Origin of the sequence: Propioniciclava sp. MC1595, from assembly GCF_017569205.1 — a bacterium.
In the GTDB taxonomy this organism is placed as follows: Bacteria; Actinomycetota; Actinomycetes; order Propionibacteriales; family Propionibacteriaceae; genus Propioniciclava.
In genome coordinates this window covers 926662-941489 of record NZ_CP071870.1, presented here as the reverse complement: position 1 = coordinate 941489, position 14828 = coordinate 926662, and the positions used below count along the sequence as shown (strand labels likewise).

Annotated in this window: 15 protein-coding genes and 1 pseudogene; 3 read left to right on the top strand and 13 right to left on the bottom strand. The window is 71.5% G+C overall.

Annotation, left to right across the window (positions count from 1 at the left end; all coding sequences use genetic code 11):
• The first annotated feature begins 36 nt into the window (after positions 1-36).
• From J4N02_RS04420 to J4N02_RS04410, 3 genes are all read left to right on the top strand, one after another.
• The gene (locus J4N02_RS04420) at positions 37-2685 is read left to right on the top strand and encodes an MGH1-like glycoside hydrolase domain-containing protein (protein ID WP_188332533.1); all 2649 of its coding nucleotides are present in this window, start codon (positions 37-39) and stop codon (positions 2683-2685) included.
• A gap of 118 nt (positions 2686-2803) precedes the next feature.
• A complete protein-coding gene (locus J4N02_RS04415) occupies positions 2804-3607 on the top strand; it encodes a pseudouridine synthase (protein WP_208091202.1) in 804 nt (267 codons plus the stop codon).
• A gap of 87 nt (positions 3608-3694) precedes the next feature.
• A complete protein-coding gene (locus J4N02_RS04410; RefSeq protein WP_208091128.1) occupies positions 3695-5128 on the top strand; it encodes a nitronate monooxygenase in 1434 nt (477 codons plus the stop codon).
• An 85-nt stretch (positions 5129-5213) separates the two neighbouring features.
• On the opposite strand, the gene J4N02_RS04405 is transcribed toward J4N02_RS04410, so the two are convergent.
• From J4N02_RS04405 to J4N02_RS04355, 13 genes and pseudogenes are all read right to left on the bottom strand, one after another.
• Entirely contained in the window at positions 5214-6164 is a 951-nt protein-coding gene (locus tag J4N02_RS04405) for an amino acid ABC transporter permease (protein WP_188332531.1), read from the bottom strand.
• Entirely contained in the window at positions 6161-6832 is a 672-nt protein-coding gene (locus J4N02_RS04400) for an amino acid ABC transporter permease (protein ID WP_182814384.1), read from the bottom strand. The genes J4N02_RS04405 and J4N02_RS04400 overlap by 4 nt, the downstream gene beginning before the upstream one ends.
• Positions 6833-6930: 98 nt before the next feature.
• Positions 6931-7770, bottom strand: coding sequence for a glutamate ABC transporter substrate-binding protein (locus tag J4N02_RS04395; RefSeq protein WP_188332530.1), 840 nt, complete (start codon positions 7768-7770; stop codon positions 6931-6933).
• A gap of 53 nt (positions 7771-7823) precedes the next feature.
• Positions 7824-8564, bottom strand: a complete 741-nt coding sequence (locus J4N02_RS04390) for an amino acid ABC transporter ATP-binding protein (RefSeq protein WP_182814382.1) — start codon at positions 8562-8564, stop codon at positions 7824-7826.
• 161 nt (positions 8565-8725) lie between these two features.
• The gene (purB, locus tag J4N02_RS04385; RefSeq protein ID WP_188332529.1) at positions 8726-10156 is read right to left on the bottom strand and encodes an adenylosuccinate lyase; all 1431 of its coding nucleotides are present in this window, start codon (positions 10154-10156) and stop codon (positions 8726-8728) included.
• Between the two features lie 61 nt (positions 10157-10217).
• A complete protein-coding gene (locus tag J4N02_RS04380) occupies positions 10218-10658 on the bottom strand; it encodes a TA system VapC family ribonuclease toxin (RefSeq protein WP_188332528.1) in 441 nt (146 codons plus the stop codon).
• On the bottom strand, positions 10655-10894 hold the full coding sequence (locus tag J4N02_RS04375; RefSeq protein ID WP_182814379.1) for a CopG family transcriptional regulator: 240 nt from the start codon (positions 10892-10894) through the stop codon (positions 10655-10657). Before J4N02_RS04375 ends, J4N02_RS04380 begins: the two co-directional genes overlap by 4 nt.
• Positions 10895-10953: 59 nt before the next feature.
• Positions 10954-11097 (bottom strand): hypothetical protein, encoded by a 144-nt coding sequence (locus tag J4N02_RS04370; RefSeq protein WP_182814378.1) that lies wholly within the window; start codon positions 11095-11097, stop codon positions 10954-10956.
• A gap of 29 nt (positions 11098-11126) precedes the next feature.
• Positions 11127-12392 carry a phosphoribosylamine--glycine ligase gene (gene purD / locus J4N02_RS16750; protein ID WP_223202105.1) on the bottom strand — a complete coding sequence of 422 codons (1266 nt, stop codon included), beginning with the start codon at positions 12390-12392 and terminating at the stop codon, positions 11127-11129.
• 17 nt (positions 12393-12409) lie between these two features.
• Entirely contained in the window at positions 12410-12862 is a 453-nt protein-coding gene (locus tag J4N02_RS17065) for an MFS transporter (protein ID WP_260519441.1), read from the bottom strand.
• 67 nt (positions 12863-12929) lie between these two features.
• Positions 12930-13412: pseudogene (locus J4N02_RS17350) on the bottom strand (MFS transporter); the annotation flags it as partial.
• Positions 13413-13450: 38 nt separating this feature from the next.
• Positions 13451-13801, bottom strand: a complete 351-nt coding sequence (locus J4N02_RS17055) for an MFS transporter (protein ID WP_188332526.1) — start codon at positions 13799-13801, stop codon at positions 13451-13453.
• Between the two features lies 1 nt (position 13802).
• Complete coding sequence (locus J4N02_RS04355; protein WP_243760867.1) at positions 13803-14816, bottom strand: zinc-binding dehydrogenase; 1014 nt, start codon at positions 14814-14816, stop codon at positions 13803-13805.
• Positions 14817-14828 lie beyond the last annotated feature (12 nt).

Genomic DNA, 14828 nt, shown 5'->3' with positions numbered 1-14828 from the left:
GTAAGGCCGCTCCGGCCGCCCGCTAGGGTGAACACCATGCGACCCAAGAGCGCGCCGCAACACACGGCAGAGCACCGCCGACTGGCCGAGTCCCCGACCGACGAGGACGCCTGGCGCCTCTGGGGCCCCTACGTGGCCGGGCGCCAGTGGGGCACGGTCCGCGAGGACTACTCCGACGACGGCGACGCCTGGGGGCACTTCCCGTTCGACCAGGCCCACACCCGCGCCTACCGCTGGGGCGAGGACGGCATCGCGGGCCTGTGCGACCGCTACGGCTTCCTCAACCTGGCGGTCGCGTTCTGGAACGGGAACGACGACCGGCTCAAGGAGCGCTGGTTCGGCGTCACGAACCACGAGGGCAACCACGGCGAGGACGTCAAGGAGTTCTGGTGGGACGTCGACGCCACCCCCACCCACGCTTGGGCCCAGCAGCTCTACCGCTACCCGCAGGCGGCCTACCCGTACGAGCAGCTGCGCGCCGGCAACGCGGCCCGGGGCCGTGACGAACCGGAGTACGAGCTCGCCGACACCGGCGTGCTGGCCGAGGACCGCTTCTTCGACGTCCTGGTGACGCACGCGAAGGCGTCCCCCGACGACATCTGCATCCGCATCACCGCCACCAACCACGGACCCGAGGCGGCGCCGCTCGACATCGTCCCGCAGCTGTGGTTCCGCAACACATGGTCGTGGGGCAACGACGACCGCCGCCCCAGCCTGCGCGAGGTGCGCCCGCCCGAGCTGAGCACCGGCGGGGCGGTTGCGATCGAGGCCGAGCACGGCTTCCTCGGCCGGTACCGGCTGCACGGCCGCGGACGCCCCGAGCTGCTGTTCTGCGACAACGAGACCGACGACGAGGCGACCTTCGGCCAGCCGCGGCGCTCGCCCCACCCGACCACGGCGGTCGACCGCGCGATCGTGCACCGCGACGACTCGCTGCTGAACCCGGCGCGCACCGGCACGAAGGTGGCACTGCGCTACCACTTCGACGCGGTCGCCCCCGGCGAGACCGTGACCGTCGACCTGCGGCTGTCCGACGAGCCGCCGCCCACCCACCTGTTCGGCGCGGCGTTCGAGGCCGTGCTGCGCAACCGGCGGGAGGAGGCCGACGAGTTCTACGCCGCGGTGATCCCGGCCGAGACCACCGACGAGGACCGCCTGATCGCCCGCCGCGCGTTCGCCGGGCTGCTCTGGGGACGCCAGCTGTACCGCTACCCGGTGGCCGACTGGCTGGCCGGGGACCCGGTGGGCCCGCCGGTGAACCGCCCGCCCCGCAACCAGGGCTGGTCGCACCTCTACCTGGCCGACATCATCTCGATGCCCGACGCGTGGGAGTACCCGTGGTTCGCCGCCTGGGACCTCGCGTTCCACTGCGTGGCGCTGGCCCACGTCGACCCGTCGTTCGCCAAGAACCAGCTCATCCTGATGTGCCGCGAGTGGGCCCAGCACCCCGACGGCCAGCTGCCCGCCTACGAGTGGGACTTCGGCGACGTGAACCCGCCCGTGCACGCGTGGGCGGCCTGGCAGGTGTTCATCGCCGACGGCGGCTGGGACCGCGAGTTCCTCGTCCGCGTCTTCACCAAGCTGATGCTGAACTTCGGCTGGTGGGTGAACCGCACCGACCTCAACGGCTCCCAGCTGTTCGAGGGCGGCTTCCTCGGCATGGACAACATCTCGGTGTTCGACCGGTCGCACGACGTGCCCGAGGGCTGGGTGCTCGAGCAGTCCGACGCGACGAGCTGGATGGCGTTCTTCTGCCTGTCCATGGTGAAGATGGCCTTCGAGCTCGCCCGCAGCGACGACGCCTGGGACGACGTGGCCACCACCTTCACCGAGCGGTTCGTCGCGATCGCCGAGGCCATGGACGCCTTCGGCCCGGACTCCACCTCGCTGTGGGACGACGAGGACGGCTTCTACTACGACGTGCTCGTGCGCGAGGACGGCTCGGAGTCGCAGAAGGTGCGCGTCCGCTCGCTGGTGGGGCTGCTGCCCCTGCTGGCCGTGGCGGTCGCCCCCGACTGGGTGGCGTCCGAGCTCACCGACTACACCGCCCGGCTGCGCTGGCTCCAGCGCCGCTTCCCGGGGCGCCTGGCTCAGCTGCTCACCGCGACCCCCGACGAGGAGGGCGCCGAACTCACCTTCGCGGTCGTCCCGCCGGAGCGGTTCGCCCGCATGGTCGGGCGCATGTTCGACGAGGCCGAGTTCTACGCCCCCGGCGGCGTGCGGTCGCTGTCGGCGGCCTACCGCGACGGCCAGCACCTGCCGGTCGCCGGCCAGGACCTGCCGATCGCCTACGTGCCCGGCGAGTCGGACTCGCCGATGTTCGGCGGCAACAGCAACTGGCGGGGGCCGGTGTGGTTCCCGATCAACGTGCTGCTCGTGGACGCCCTGCACACCTACGCCCGCCACGGCGGCAAGGCGATGCGGGTCGAGTTGCCCCGCGGCTCGGGGAACTTCGTGTCGCTCGAGGACGCGGCCTACGACCTCGAGGAGCGCCTGGTCTCGCTGTTCCGGCTCGGCCCCGACGGCCGGCGACCCGGCGACCCGTACCACCAGCCGACCGGGCCGCTGTGGGCGGCGCACCCGACCTTCAGCGAGTACTTCGACGGCGACAACGGCGTCGGGCTCGGCGCGGCCCACCAGACCGGCTGGACCGCCATGGTCGCGCACCTCATCTGCACCCCCTGAGGGGTGCGGGGTGGGACGCCGACGCGCACGCTCGCCGCTGCCCCAGCGGGCGGGGCTGGACGCCGTGTGGGTCCGCACGCCCGCGCGCGTCGGTGACACCCCGGCGCCGTTCGCCACGATGCGCGACTTCCTGCGCGCCCGGCTCCCCGAGCGGGTGCCCGTGGACGACTGGCTCGCCGTGGGCCGGTTCGTCGACGGTCAGGGGGTCGCGATCGGGCCGGACGCCCCGTACACCCCGGCGACCTTCATCTGGTTCCACAAGGACGCCGCGCCCGAGGCAGACGTCCCCGACCTGGTCGTCCTGCACCGGGACGACCGCATCGTGGTGGTGGACAAGCCGCACTTCCTCGCGACGATCCCGCGCGGGGGCCACGTGCAGGCGTCCGCGCTGGTCAAGCTCCGCCGCCAGCTCGACCTGCCCGACCTCGCGCCCGCCCACCGGCTCGACCGGCTGACCGCCGGGGTGCTGCTGTTCACCACGGATCCGGCGTGGCGTGCGCCCTATCAGCAGCTCTTCGAGCGGCGCACCGCCACCAAGACGTACGAGGCGCTCGCCCCCGCCCTGCCCGCGCTGGCCGAGCCGACGCTCGTCCGCTCCCACATCGTCAAGCTCCGGGGCCACCTGCAGGCGGTCGAGGTCCCCGACGCGGAGCCCAACGCCGAGACCTTGGTCACGCTCGTCGGCACCCGCGGCGTCCACGGCCTCTACCGGCTCGAGCCGCGCACCGGCCGCACGCACCAGCTGCGCGTGCACCTGGCCGGGCTGGGGGCGCCGATCGTGGGCGACCCGCTCTACCCGACGGTCTCCGACGCTCCCGAGGACCCGGCAGAACCGTTGCGGCTGGTCGCGCGCACGTTGTCGTTCGTCGACCCGGTGGACGGCACCGACCGTCGCTTCGACTCGGCGATCGCTCTGGCCTGATGGCAACCACGGTCACCTTCACTTTCAGGACGCCACAACCTACGTTACCGTAGGTTGAGAACACGCCCCCTAGTGAACGGCTCCGTGATGTCCCGAACCCACCCGACCATCATCCAGGGCGGCATGGGCGTCGCCGTGTCCTCGTGGCAGCTGGCCAACGCGGTCGCGCGGTCCGGCCAGCTGGGCGTCGTGTCCGGCACCGCCCTCGACGGCGTCGTCGCGCGCGTGCTGCAGGACGGTGACCCCGGCGGCCACGTCCGCCGCGCGATCGCGCACTTCCCCGTCCCCGAGATCGCCGAGCGGGTGCTGGCCGCCTACTTCCTGCCCGGCGGGCGCGCCGAGGGGCAGCCCTACCGCCCCCACCCCACGCTCACCATCTCCCCCAGCCGCGCGGCGATCGAGCTCAGCCTGGTCGGAAACTTCGTCGACGTCTGGTTGGCCAAGGAGGGCCACGACGGCGTGGTGGGCATCAACTTCCTGCAGAAGATCCAGACCGCGACGCTCTCGGCCACGCTCGGCGCGATGCTGGCGGGCGTCGACTACGTTCTGATGGGCGCGGGCATCCCGAAGGAGATGCCGCGGGTGCTCACCGAGTTCGCCGCCGGACGCCCCGGCCGCCTGACCATCGAGGTCGAGTCCCAGACCCGCACCCACACCGCGGTGCTGGACCCGGTGACCTACCTCGGCGACGCGGTCGACCAGCTCAAGCGGCCCGAGTTCATCGCGATCATCTCCCTGCACGTGCTGGGCGGTTACCTCGCCCGCGACCCCGAGATCCGCCCCGACGGCTTCGTCGTCGAGGGGCCGGTCGCCGGCGGCCACAGCGCTCCCCCGCGCGGCAAGCTCACCCTCGACGAGAACGGCGAGCCGATCTACTCCCCCAAGGACGAGGCCGACATCGAGAAGATGGTGGCCCTCGGCCTGCCGTTCTGGTTGGCCGGCGCCTGGTCGACCCCCGAGAAGGTCGCGGCGGCGGTGCGGGCCGGGGCCCAGGGCGTCCAGTGCGGCACGATCTTCGCCCTCGCCGCCGAGTCGGGGCTGACCGACGAGATCCGCGGGCAGCTGCTCGACGAACTGCGCGCGGGCACGCTGACGGTGAAGAACGACGCGCTGGCCTCGCCGACGGGGTTCCCGTTCAAGGTGGCGCGGTTGGCCGGCACGCTGTCCGAGCCCGAGGTGTACGCCGCCCGCGACCGGATCTGCGACCTCGGCTACCTGCGCCAGCCCGCCGAGACGGCCGAGGGCAAGGTCGTCTACCGCTGCGCGTCCGAGCCCGTGCACATGTTCGAGCGCAAGGGCGGCGACGTCCAGCAGACTGACGGACGCAAGTGCCTGTGCAACGCCCTGTTCGCCAACATCGGCATGCCCCAGCGCCGCAAGGGCGGCTACGTCGAGGAGCCCGCGGTCACCCTGGGCTCCGACCTCGCCGGCGCGCACGGCCTGCAGGCCGAGCACCCCGACGGGTGGACCGGCGCGCAGGCCGTCTCGTGGCTGCTGCGCGACGTCGCGGCCCCGGCCTGACCGGCTCCGACCGACAGTCCCGACCGACCCCGAACACACGACCGGGCCGGACGCCCAGCGTCCGGCCCGGTCGGTGCTCCGCAGGTCAGCGGTGGTGGCGTTCGCGCCGCCAGTCGTCGACCTCTTCCTCGACGGCGTCGGCGATGTTGGCCCCGAACTCACCGGGGGCGCCGCCACCCTGCACGAGGGTGGACGCCGCGGTCGTGGCCGCTGCGGCGGTGTGGCCGCGACGGTTGATGAACCGCTCGAGGCGGCCGGCGGCGATCGTCAGCAGCCAGTTGATCAGCACGAAGATCAGGCCGACCACCAGGTAGGCGGCGATGACGTTGCCGTGGCGCGATCCGAGCTGGCGCGCGGCGGCGATCAGCTCGGGGTAGGTGATCGCGGTGCCCAAGGCGCTGTCCTTGAGGATGACGACGAGCTGGCTCATCAGCGCCGGCAGCATCGCGGTCAGCGCCTGCGGCAGCTGGATCGACCGCAGCGTCTGTGCCGGGGTCAGGCCGATCGCGAGACCGGCCTCGCCCTGCCCCTTGGGCAGCTGGTGGACGCCGGAGCGCACCAGTTCGGCGATGACCGAGCCGTTGTACAGGGTCAGGCCGATGACGACGGCCCAGAAGGACGCCGCCGCACCGGGCACGCCCAGGTTCCGGGCCATGAAGTAGAACAGGAACGTCATCATCAGCAGCACCGGGACGGCGCGGAAGAACTCCACGATCACGCCGCACGCCCAGCGCAGGGGCTTGATCTGCGAGAGGCGGCCCATGCCGAAGATGAGGCCGAACACGATGGCGAAGACGACCGAGACCAGCGCGGCCTTCAGGGTGTTCCACAGGCCGGGCAGCAGGTACTGGGTCCAGGTGGCCCCGTCGAGGAACGGCGTCCACAGCTGGGGCTCGAGCTGGGCGGTCTCGTACAGCCGCCAGGTGAAGGCACCGATGAGGCCGGCGGCCGCCAGGAGGCCCAGCACGGTCAGGATCGCGTGGCGACGGCGGGCCTTGGGGCCGGGCGCGTCGAACAGGACGGCTTGTGCGCTCATCGCTTCACCGCCAGGCGACGCGAGAGCTCGGTGAAGCCGACGCCGATCGGGAGGGTCAGGATGACGAAGCCGAGGGCGAAGATGAAGAACACGATCAGGGAGCCGGTCTCGTTCTCGACGATCGTCTTCATCATCGCCGAGGCCTCCTGGCTGCCGATGATCGAGGCCACGGTGGTGTTCTTGATCAGCGCGATCAGCACCGAGCCGAGGGGCGCGATCGCACCGCGGAACGCCTGCGGCAGGATCACCTGCGACAGCGACTGGGTGAACGTCAGGCCGATCGCGCGGGCCGCCTCGGCCTGCCCGACCGGCACGGTGTTGACGCCCGAGCGGAGCGCCTCGCACACGAACGCGGCGTGGTAGGCGGACAACCCGACGAGGGCCCAGAGGAAGATCTGCGTGCGCAGCGGCGCGCTCGCCGGGGCGAGCGAGATCTGGAGGATGTAGAAGGCGCCCAGCACGCAGAACACCAGGATCAGGGTCAGCGGCGTGTTGCGGGCGACGTTGACGTAGAAGGCGCCGAGCTTCTGGAGCACCGTCACCGGCGAGACCCGCATGACGGCCAGGATCGTGCCGAGGACGAGCGACCCGAGGGCCGCCCAGAAGGACAACTGGATGGTCATCCAGAACGCCCCGACGATGTCGTACCGCGCGAGGATGTCGAGCATGCGCCCCCTCCGAGTTGTTGGGTCAGCGTTGGTGGGACAGGTCAGCGTGGGGTGGGCGCGCCGCACGCTGGTGCGACGCGCCCACCCTCAGCACGGGATCAGGAGCAGGCGGCCGGGGTCGGCGGGTTGCCGGGGCCGGGGGTGTAGTCGGCCGCGCCGAGGGTCTCCTCGATCGCGGCCTCCCAGGCGCCGTCCTCGACCATCTTGGTGATGGCGGCGTTGACCTTCTCGCACAGCGCGGTGTCGCCCTTCTTCAGGCCGACGCCGTAGTTCTCGGTGGTGAAGGGCTCACCCACAAGCTTCAGCTTGCCCGCGTACTGCTGCTGGGCGGCGAAACCGGCGAGGATCGTGTCGTCGGTGGTGACGGCGTCGATGGTGCCGTTCAGCAGGGCCGGGAGGCACTCGGAGTAGGTGCCGAACTCCTGCAGCTCGACGTCGGGGTAGGCGTCCTTGATCTTCTGCGCGGGGGTCGAACCCGTGACCGAGCAGAGCTTCTTGCCGCCCAGGGTGTCCTGGCCCTTGATGTCGGCCTCGTCGGCGCGCACCAGGAGTCCCTGGCCTGCGATGAAGTACGGGCCGGCGAAGGAGACGCGCTCCTTGCGCTTGTCGGTGATCGAGTAGGTGGCGAAGATCAGGTCGACCTGGTCGGTCTCGATGAGGGTCTCGCGCTGCGCGCTGGGCGACTCGACCCACTTGATGGCGCCCTCCTCGTGGCCGAGCTCCTTCGCGACGTACTTGGCGACCTCGACGTCGAAGCCGCTGTAGGCGTCGCCCTCCTTCAGGCCGAGGCCGGGCTGGTCGAACTTGATGCCGATGGTGATGCCGTCGCCGGCACCGGCCCCGCCGGCACCCGGGGTGGCCGTACCGCCGCCACAGGCGGCCAGGGTGAGCGCCAGGCCCGCCGAGGCGGCGGCGGCGATCAGCTTCTTGGTCAACATGGTGGTTTCTCCTCTTGCAGGTGGTGGCGAATCGGTTGTGGTTCGGACAGGGGTCACTTGGTCAGGATCTTGCCGAGGAAGTCCTTGGCGCGGTCCGACTGGGGGTTGGTGAAGAACTCGTCGGGGTCGGCCTCCTCGACGATCTGGCCGTCTGCCAGGAACACGACGCGGTCGGCCGCCTTGCGGGCGAAGCCCATCTCGTGGGTGACGACGACCATCGTCATGCCCGACTTGGCGAGCTGGATCATGACGTCGAGGACCTCGTTGATCATCTCGGGGTCGAGCGCGGAGGTCGGCTCGTCGAAGAGCATCACCTTGGGCTCCATGGCGAGCGAGCGCGCGATCGCGACGCGCTGCTGCTGGCCACCCGAGAGCTGGGCCGGGTACTTGGCGGCCTGGTGGTCGACGCCCACGCGCTTGAGCAGCTCCATGGCCTTGGCGTCGGCGTCGGCCTTCTTCATGCCGCGCACCTTGATCGGGCCGAGGGTGACGTTCTCGAGGATCGTCTTGTGGGCGAACAGGTTGAAGGACTGGAACACCATGCCGACGTCGGAGCGCAGCTTGGCCAGGCCCTTGCCCTCCTCGGGCAGCACGACGCCGTCGATGGTGATCGTGCCGTCGGTGATCGTCTCGAGGCGGTTGATCGTCCGGATCAGCGTCGACTTGCCCGACCCGGACGGGCCGATGAGCACCACGACCTCGCCCTTGCCGATCGTCAGGTTGATCTGCTTGAGGGCGTGCATGTCCCCGTAGTGCTTGTTGACGTCCTTGAGGACCACGAGCGGCTCAGCCATGGGGGAGAACCTACCGAGGAGGCGGTGGGGCCTGTCCACGCTTCGGGCGCGAAATTCGGTAACCATGCGGTCACAAATCAGCGGTTCCACTCACGTCACGCCGGGGAAAGGGCGATTCTGCGCGCCCCGCAAGTCATCGTCCGTCGCTGTGGTGGCGCGACCTACAGGACGGCGCCGGGGGCGTAGGAGGCGCCCTCGGGGTGCTTCACCGCGAGCTCACGCACGCGCTCGACCACGGCGTGGACCTGGGCGGCGGCGGAGCCGGTGAGGTCCAGCGGGTTCGCCACGGCGTCCGCGAGCACCTCACGGGAGACGCCGAGCCGCGGGTCGGCGGCGAGGCGGTCGAGCAGGTCGTTCTCCTTCTGCCCCTGGCGCATGGCGAGTGCGACGCCGACCGCGTGCTCCTTGATCGCCTCGTGGGCCGCCTCGCGGCCGACGCCGTGGCGGACCGCGGCCATGAGCACCTTGGTGGTGGTCAGGAACGGCAGGTAGCGCTGCAGCTCGGCCTCGATGACGGCCGGGAACGCGCCGAACTCGCCGAGCACGGTGAGGAAGGTCTCGAAGAGGCCGTCGAGGGCGTAGAAGGCGTCCGGCAGGGCGACGCGGCGGACCACGGAGCAGGAGACGTCGCCCTCGTTCCACTGGTCGCCGGCCAACTCGCCGACCATCGACAGGTAGCCGCGCAGGATGACCGCGAAGCCGTTGACGCGCTCGCAGGAGCGGGTGTTCATCTTGTGCGGCATCGCGGACGAGCCGACCTGGCCCTCCTTGAAGCCCTCGGTCACGAGCTCGGCGCCCGCCATCAACCGGATGGAGGTCGCCACGTTCGACGGCGCCGCAGCCACCTGGCTGAGCGCCGAGAGCACGTCGACGTCCAGGCTGCGCGGGTACACCTGGCCGGTCGAGGTGAGCACGCGCTCGAAGCCGAGGTGCTTGGCGACCCGCTGCTCCAGGTCGGCGAGCTTGGCGGCGTCGCCGCCGAGCAGGTCGAGCATGTCCTGGGCGGTGCCGACCGGGCCCTTGATGCCGCGGGCCGGGTAGCGGTCGATGAGCTGGTCGACGCGCTCGTAGGCGACCAGCAGCTCATCGATCGCCGTGGCGAACCGCTTGCCGAGCGTGGTCATCTGGGCGGCCACGTTGTGCGAGCGGCCGGCGATGGCCTGGTCGCGGTACTGCACGGCGAGGCGGCTGAGCGACACCAGGACGGTCACGATGCGCTCGCGCACCAGCTTCAGCGAGGCGAGCACCTGGTACTGCTCGACGTTCTCGGTGAGGTCGCGGGAGGTCATGCCCTTGTGGACGTGCTCGTGGCCGGCGAGGTCGTTGAACTCCTCGATCCGGGCCTTCACGTCGTGGCGGGTCACCCGCTCGCGCGCGGCGATGGAGTCGAGGTCGACGCTGTCGATGACCGCGCGGTAGGCGTCGAGCACCGCGTCGGGGTCGGCCCCGCCGAAGTCCACGCCCAGGTCGCGCTGCGCCTCGATCACGGCCAGCCACAGGCGGCGCTCGGCGACGATCTTGTGCTCGGGGCTCCAGATGTCGCGCATGGCGGGCGACGCGTAACGGGTGGCCAACACGTTCGGGACGGTCATGGCCCGCATTCTCCCACGGGCGGCTCGACGCACGCCCACGGCGTCCGGCCGCGAACGGGCCTCAGGCCTCGGTGCGTTCGGTCAGGGGGTTGATCCAACGCACCTCGGTGAAGCGGGCGAAGTCGCTGTCGGCCGACACCACGGCCACGCCGTACTCCAGCGCGAGGGCGGCCAGTTGGGCATCGGTCACGAGGTTCCCCGTGACGTGGTGCCGCAGGGCAAGCTCTGTGTAGATCGCCACCGTGCGTTCCGTCGCGGGCGGGACCCACACGGCAGGAGACCTGAGCCATCCCTCCATCACCTCGTGGGCCTGCCCGGGCGTGAGCGACACGGTGGGGATGCGCGGGTGCGTGCTGATGCGCAGGAAGGCGCCGATCGTCTGCCAGGGCAGGCCGACACGGGTGCCCCCCGCCAGCGCCCGGTCCAGCCACGCGGCTGCAGCCCGATGGTGCGGCGACTGCTGAGCCACGGCGTACAGCAGCACGTTGGCGTCGACGATCACGCGCGCTCCTCCAGCTCCCACTGATCGAGCATGTCGAGCACCTCGCCAATGTTGGTGACATCGATGGTGTAGCCCATGTCAAAGGTGATCGGGGTGTACACGTAGTCGACGCGCGGAGCGGTCATGCCGCGGCGCGCCAGCAGGTTCAGCGCCTCGCTGGGGCCCAGCCCCTGTTCGCGGCGCAGCCGCTCCATCTCGGCCGCGACATCGTCGGCCACCGTGATCGTCGTCCTCATGCACCAAGGCTAGCATCATGATGCGACAAGTCAGGCATGATGATGATCAGAGCACCTGCTCAATGATGCGGCGTACGCGCGGGCGTCGGGTCGGTCTCGAGCGGCGGCAATTGGCGGGCGATCTCCTCATCCTGCACTGCGGCGTACAGCACGGCGGCGTCCTCGGGGTGCCAGCGTCGCAGGCGGCATTCGGTCGTCGACATGTCCACCACCTTCGGGACCGCACCCCGCCTCAGAGCGCCGGCGTCCCGATCAGACCGGACGCCGCCCGCTCAGCGATGTCACGCCGGCAGAACAGCGTGGGCGCGTCGAGCGCGTCGATGGCGCCGTACGCCTGCTCGCGCGCCGCGCCCAGATCGGACGCCCGCGCCACAACTCCCAGCACACGGCCGCCGGCGGCGACCAGGTCGTCCCCGGACAGCGCCGTGCCGGCGTGCAGGATGCTCACCGCGTCGTCGGAGCCGAACAGTCGCGGCCCGGCGATCCGTCCGCCGGCCGCAGCGGTGCCCGGGTAGCCGTCGGCGGCCAGCACGACCACGACGGCCGCGTTGTCGGACCAGCGCAGCTCGCCCACGTCGGCGAGACGACCGGACGCCGCGGCGTCCAGCACCGCGCCCAACGGCGAGTCGAGCAGCGACAGCACCGCCTGGGTCTCGGGGTCGCCGAAGCGGCAGTTGAACTCGACGACGCGCAGCCCCCGCGAGGTCAGCGCGAGCCCCGCGTACAACAACCCGGTGAAGGGGGTGCCCCGACGGGCCATCGCGTCCACGGTGGGCTGCACGACGTCGCGCATGATGGCCTCGACGAGCCCGTCTGGCGCCCACGGCAGCGGCGTGTAGGCGCCCATGCCGCCGGTGTTGGGGCCCTCGTCGCCGTCGAGGGCCCGCTTGAAGTCCTGGGCGGGCTGCAGCGGCAGTGCGGTGACCCCGTCGGTGATCGCGAACAGCGACACCTCGGGACCGTCGAGGTACTCCTCGACGATGGCGGGCAGGGCGCCGTCAGCGTGCTCGAGCGCGGCGTCCCGGTCGGAGGTGACGATGACGCCCTTGCCGGCGGCCAGTCCGTCCTGCTTGACGACGTAGGGCGGGCCGAACCGGTCGATCGCCGCGGCGACCTCGTCGACGGTGGTGCAGTAGACCGAGGCTGCGGTGGGCACGCCTGCGGCCTCCATGACCTCCTTGGCGAACTGCTTGGAACCCTCGATCCGGGCGGCCTCGGCCGACGGCCCGAAGCAGGCGATCCCGGCGGCGCGCACGGCGTCCGCGACCCCGGCCACCAAGGGCGCCTCGGGACCCACGACCACCAGGGTCGCCCCGACCTCGCGGGCCAGAGCCACCACCGCGTCGCCGTCGCTCGCGTCGACCGCGTGGTTGGTCGCGATCGCGGCGGTGCCGGGGTTGCCGGGGGCGCAGTGGAGGGCGACGACCGAGGGGTCGCGGTGCAGGGCCAGGGCGAGCGCGTGCTCGCGGCCCCCGTTGCCGAGGACGAGGACGGTCAGTTCACGGGACACGGCCGTCAGCCTACCGACGCGGGCGCACCCCCGCGGCGGGCGGCCAGTTCGTCCTGCATCGCGCGACAGCGGGCCAGCGTGAGCGGGTAGCGGCGCGCGATCCACCAGCCCAGGGACAGCAGCACGGCGACCGCGACCAGCAGCGTGAGCCGGATCCCCCACTGCACCGCCTCGGGCTGCGCGACCACCTCGGTGCCGACGGGCGCCCGGTAGCCGGTGAGCTGCAGCACGAGCGCGACGAGCTGGATCGTCAGCGCCGTCGCCAGGCCGCGGATGAACGTCATCAGGCCGGTGAAGCCGCCCGCGTTGCGCTGCCCGGTGGCGAGCTCGGCGGCGTCCAGCACGTCGGGGAACATCACCCAGCTCATCAGCTGCGCGCCCACGAACCCGACCGCCATCACGACGGTCGCCGCGTACAGCAGGACCGGGTTCGCGCCGCGCGGGAACAGCGCCACCACGAAACACCATCGCTACGGCGATCGGCAGCAGGGTGCGGTAGATCCGGTGCTTGTCGACGCGGCCGACCAGCACGTTGACCACCGGGAACGCCAGCACGTTGACGGCGATGAAGATGCCCAGCAGCACCTGCGAGCTGACCCCGGTGACCACGTAGAGCGTGTAGTACATGACGGTCGCGGTGATCACGTCGAAGGCGAGGGCCTGGCACAGGTACATGCCCAGCAGCCGCCGGTACGGGCTCAGCCGCAGCGGAGCGAGAAAGCCCGCCAGCGTGAACGGCTCGACCCGGGCCGGCGCGGGCACGCGTTCGCGGGTGAACAGGGCCACCCCGAGCATGATCAGCGCGAACACGCCGCCGAAGCCGAGCACGATGACGAGGTAGAGCTCGCCGAGCTCGAGGCGTCCGTGGCGGTAGTCGTCGAACAGCCGTGCGGCCAGCAGCGTGGTGCCGGCGCTGGCGACCGTCGAGAACAGCAGCCGCAGCACGTTGACCTTGTTGCGCTGGTCGAAGTCGGCGCTCACCTCGGTGGACAGGCTCGAGTACGGCACCGACACGACCGTCTGCACGGTGTTGTAGGCGATGTAGGTCAGCGCGGCCCAGACGGCCACCCAACTTGGGAGGCGGGAGGCGGGTCCGGCAGCCAGAACAGCGCCATCACCGGCACCAGCAGCAGCGCGCCCACGAAGATGAACGGACGCCGCCGGCCCCAGCGGGTGCGCACCCGGTCGGAGATGGACCCGGTCAGCGGGTCGTTGACGGCGTCCCACAGCTTGGCGACGAGCACGGCGGTGCCGGCCAGCCCGGGCGCGAGCTTGACGACGTCGGTGAGGAAGATCAGGTAGAGCACGCTGAGCAGGGACGCCCCGCCGCCCACGAAGAAGTCACCCGACGCGAACTGGATGCGCTCGCGGACCGTGATCTCCCCCGACACCGCCATGTCAGGTGGGGTCCCCGCCGACGCGGACTCCGCGGGAGGGCTCGGGGTGCGCCGCGGCGTCACCTGAGGTGATCAGCACCTTGAGCCCGCCCCGCCCGGCGGCGAAGGTGAACGCCTCGGTCGAGTCGGCGAGGTCGAAGCGGTGGCTGACCACGGCCCGCACGTCGACCTGCCCGCGTTCGACCAGCGCGATGGCGCGCGGGTAGACGTCCTTCATGCGGCGCACGACCGCGATGGTGAGACCCTTGCGCCGCACCGCGGACGCCGGGAACGCGTACTCGTCCTCCTCGGGGATGCCGGCGATGACCAGGCGCCCGCCGGGCCGGGCGAGCACGGCGGTCTCGGCCACGGCGTCCGGCAGGCCGCAGGCCTCGAACACGACGTCGAAGTCGGCGACCGCGACCTCACCGGGCGCGAACGCGGCATCGGCACCCAGGCGGACGGCGGCGTCCCGGCGGTGCTCGAGTGGCTCGACGGCGACGACCTCGGCGGTGAGGCTGCGCGCGGCCAGCTGGACCAGGAAGAGCCCGATCGGCCCGGCGCCCACCACGGCGACGCGGTCGCCGAGCTTCACGTGGCCGAGGTCCCACGCGTGGACCGCGACCCCGAGCGGCTCGAGCATCGCGGCGTCCTCGGCGGTCATGCCGTCGGGCAGCGGGACGACCGCGTGCGTCGGCCAGCTCATCACCTCGCACAGGCCGCCGTCGAGGCCGGCGTTGCCGGAGAAGGCGATCCGTGGGCAGAGGTTGGTGTTGCCCTCGAGGCAGCGCGCGCACTGGCGGCAGGGCAGGGCAGGGTCGATCGCGACCACGCGGCCGGCGTACGGGCCGTCGAGCGCGACGCCGCCCTGCTCGTGGCCGGGGATGCTCGGGTGCTCGATGCGCACGTCACCGATGCCCCCTTCGGAGAACCAGTGCAGGTCGGAGCCGCACAGGCCGACCGCGCCGATCCGCACCCGGGTGAATCCCTCGATCTCCTGGGGCATGGGGTCGTCGGTGATCCTCAGATCGCCCACCCCGTGGAGCCT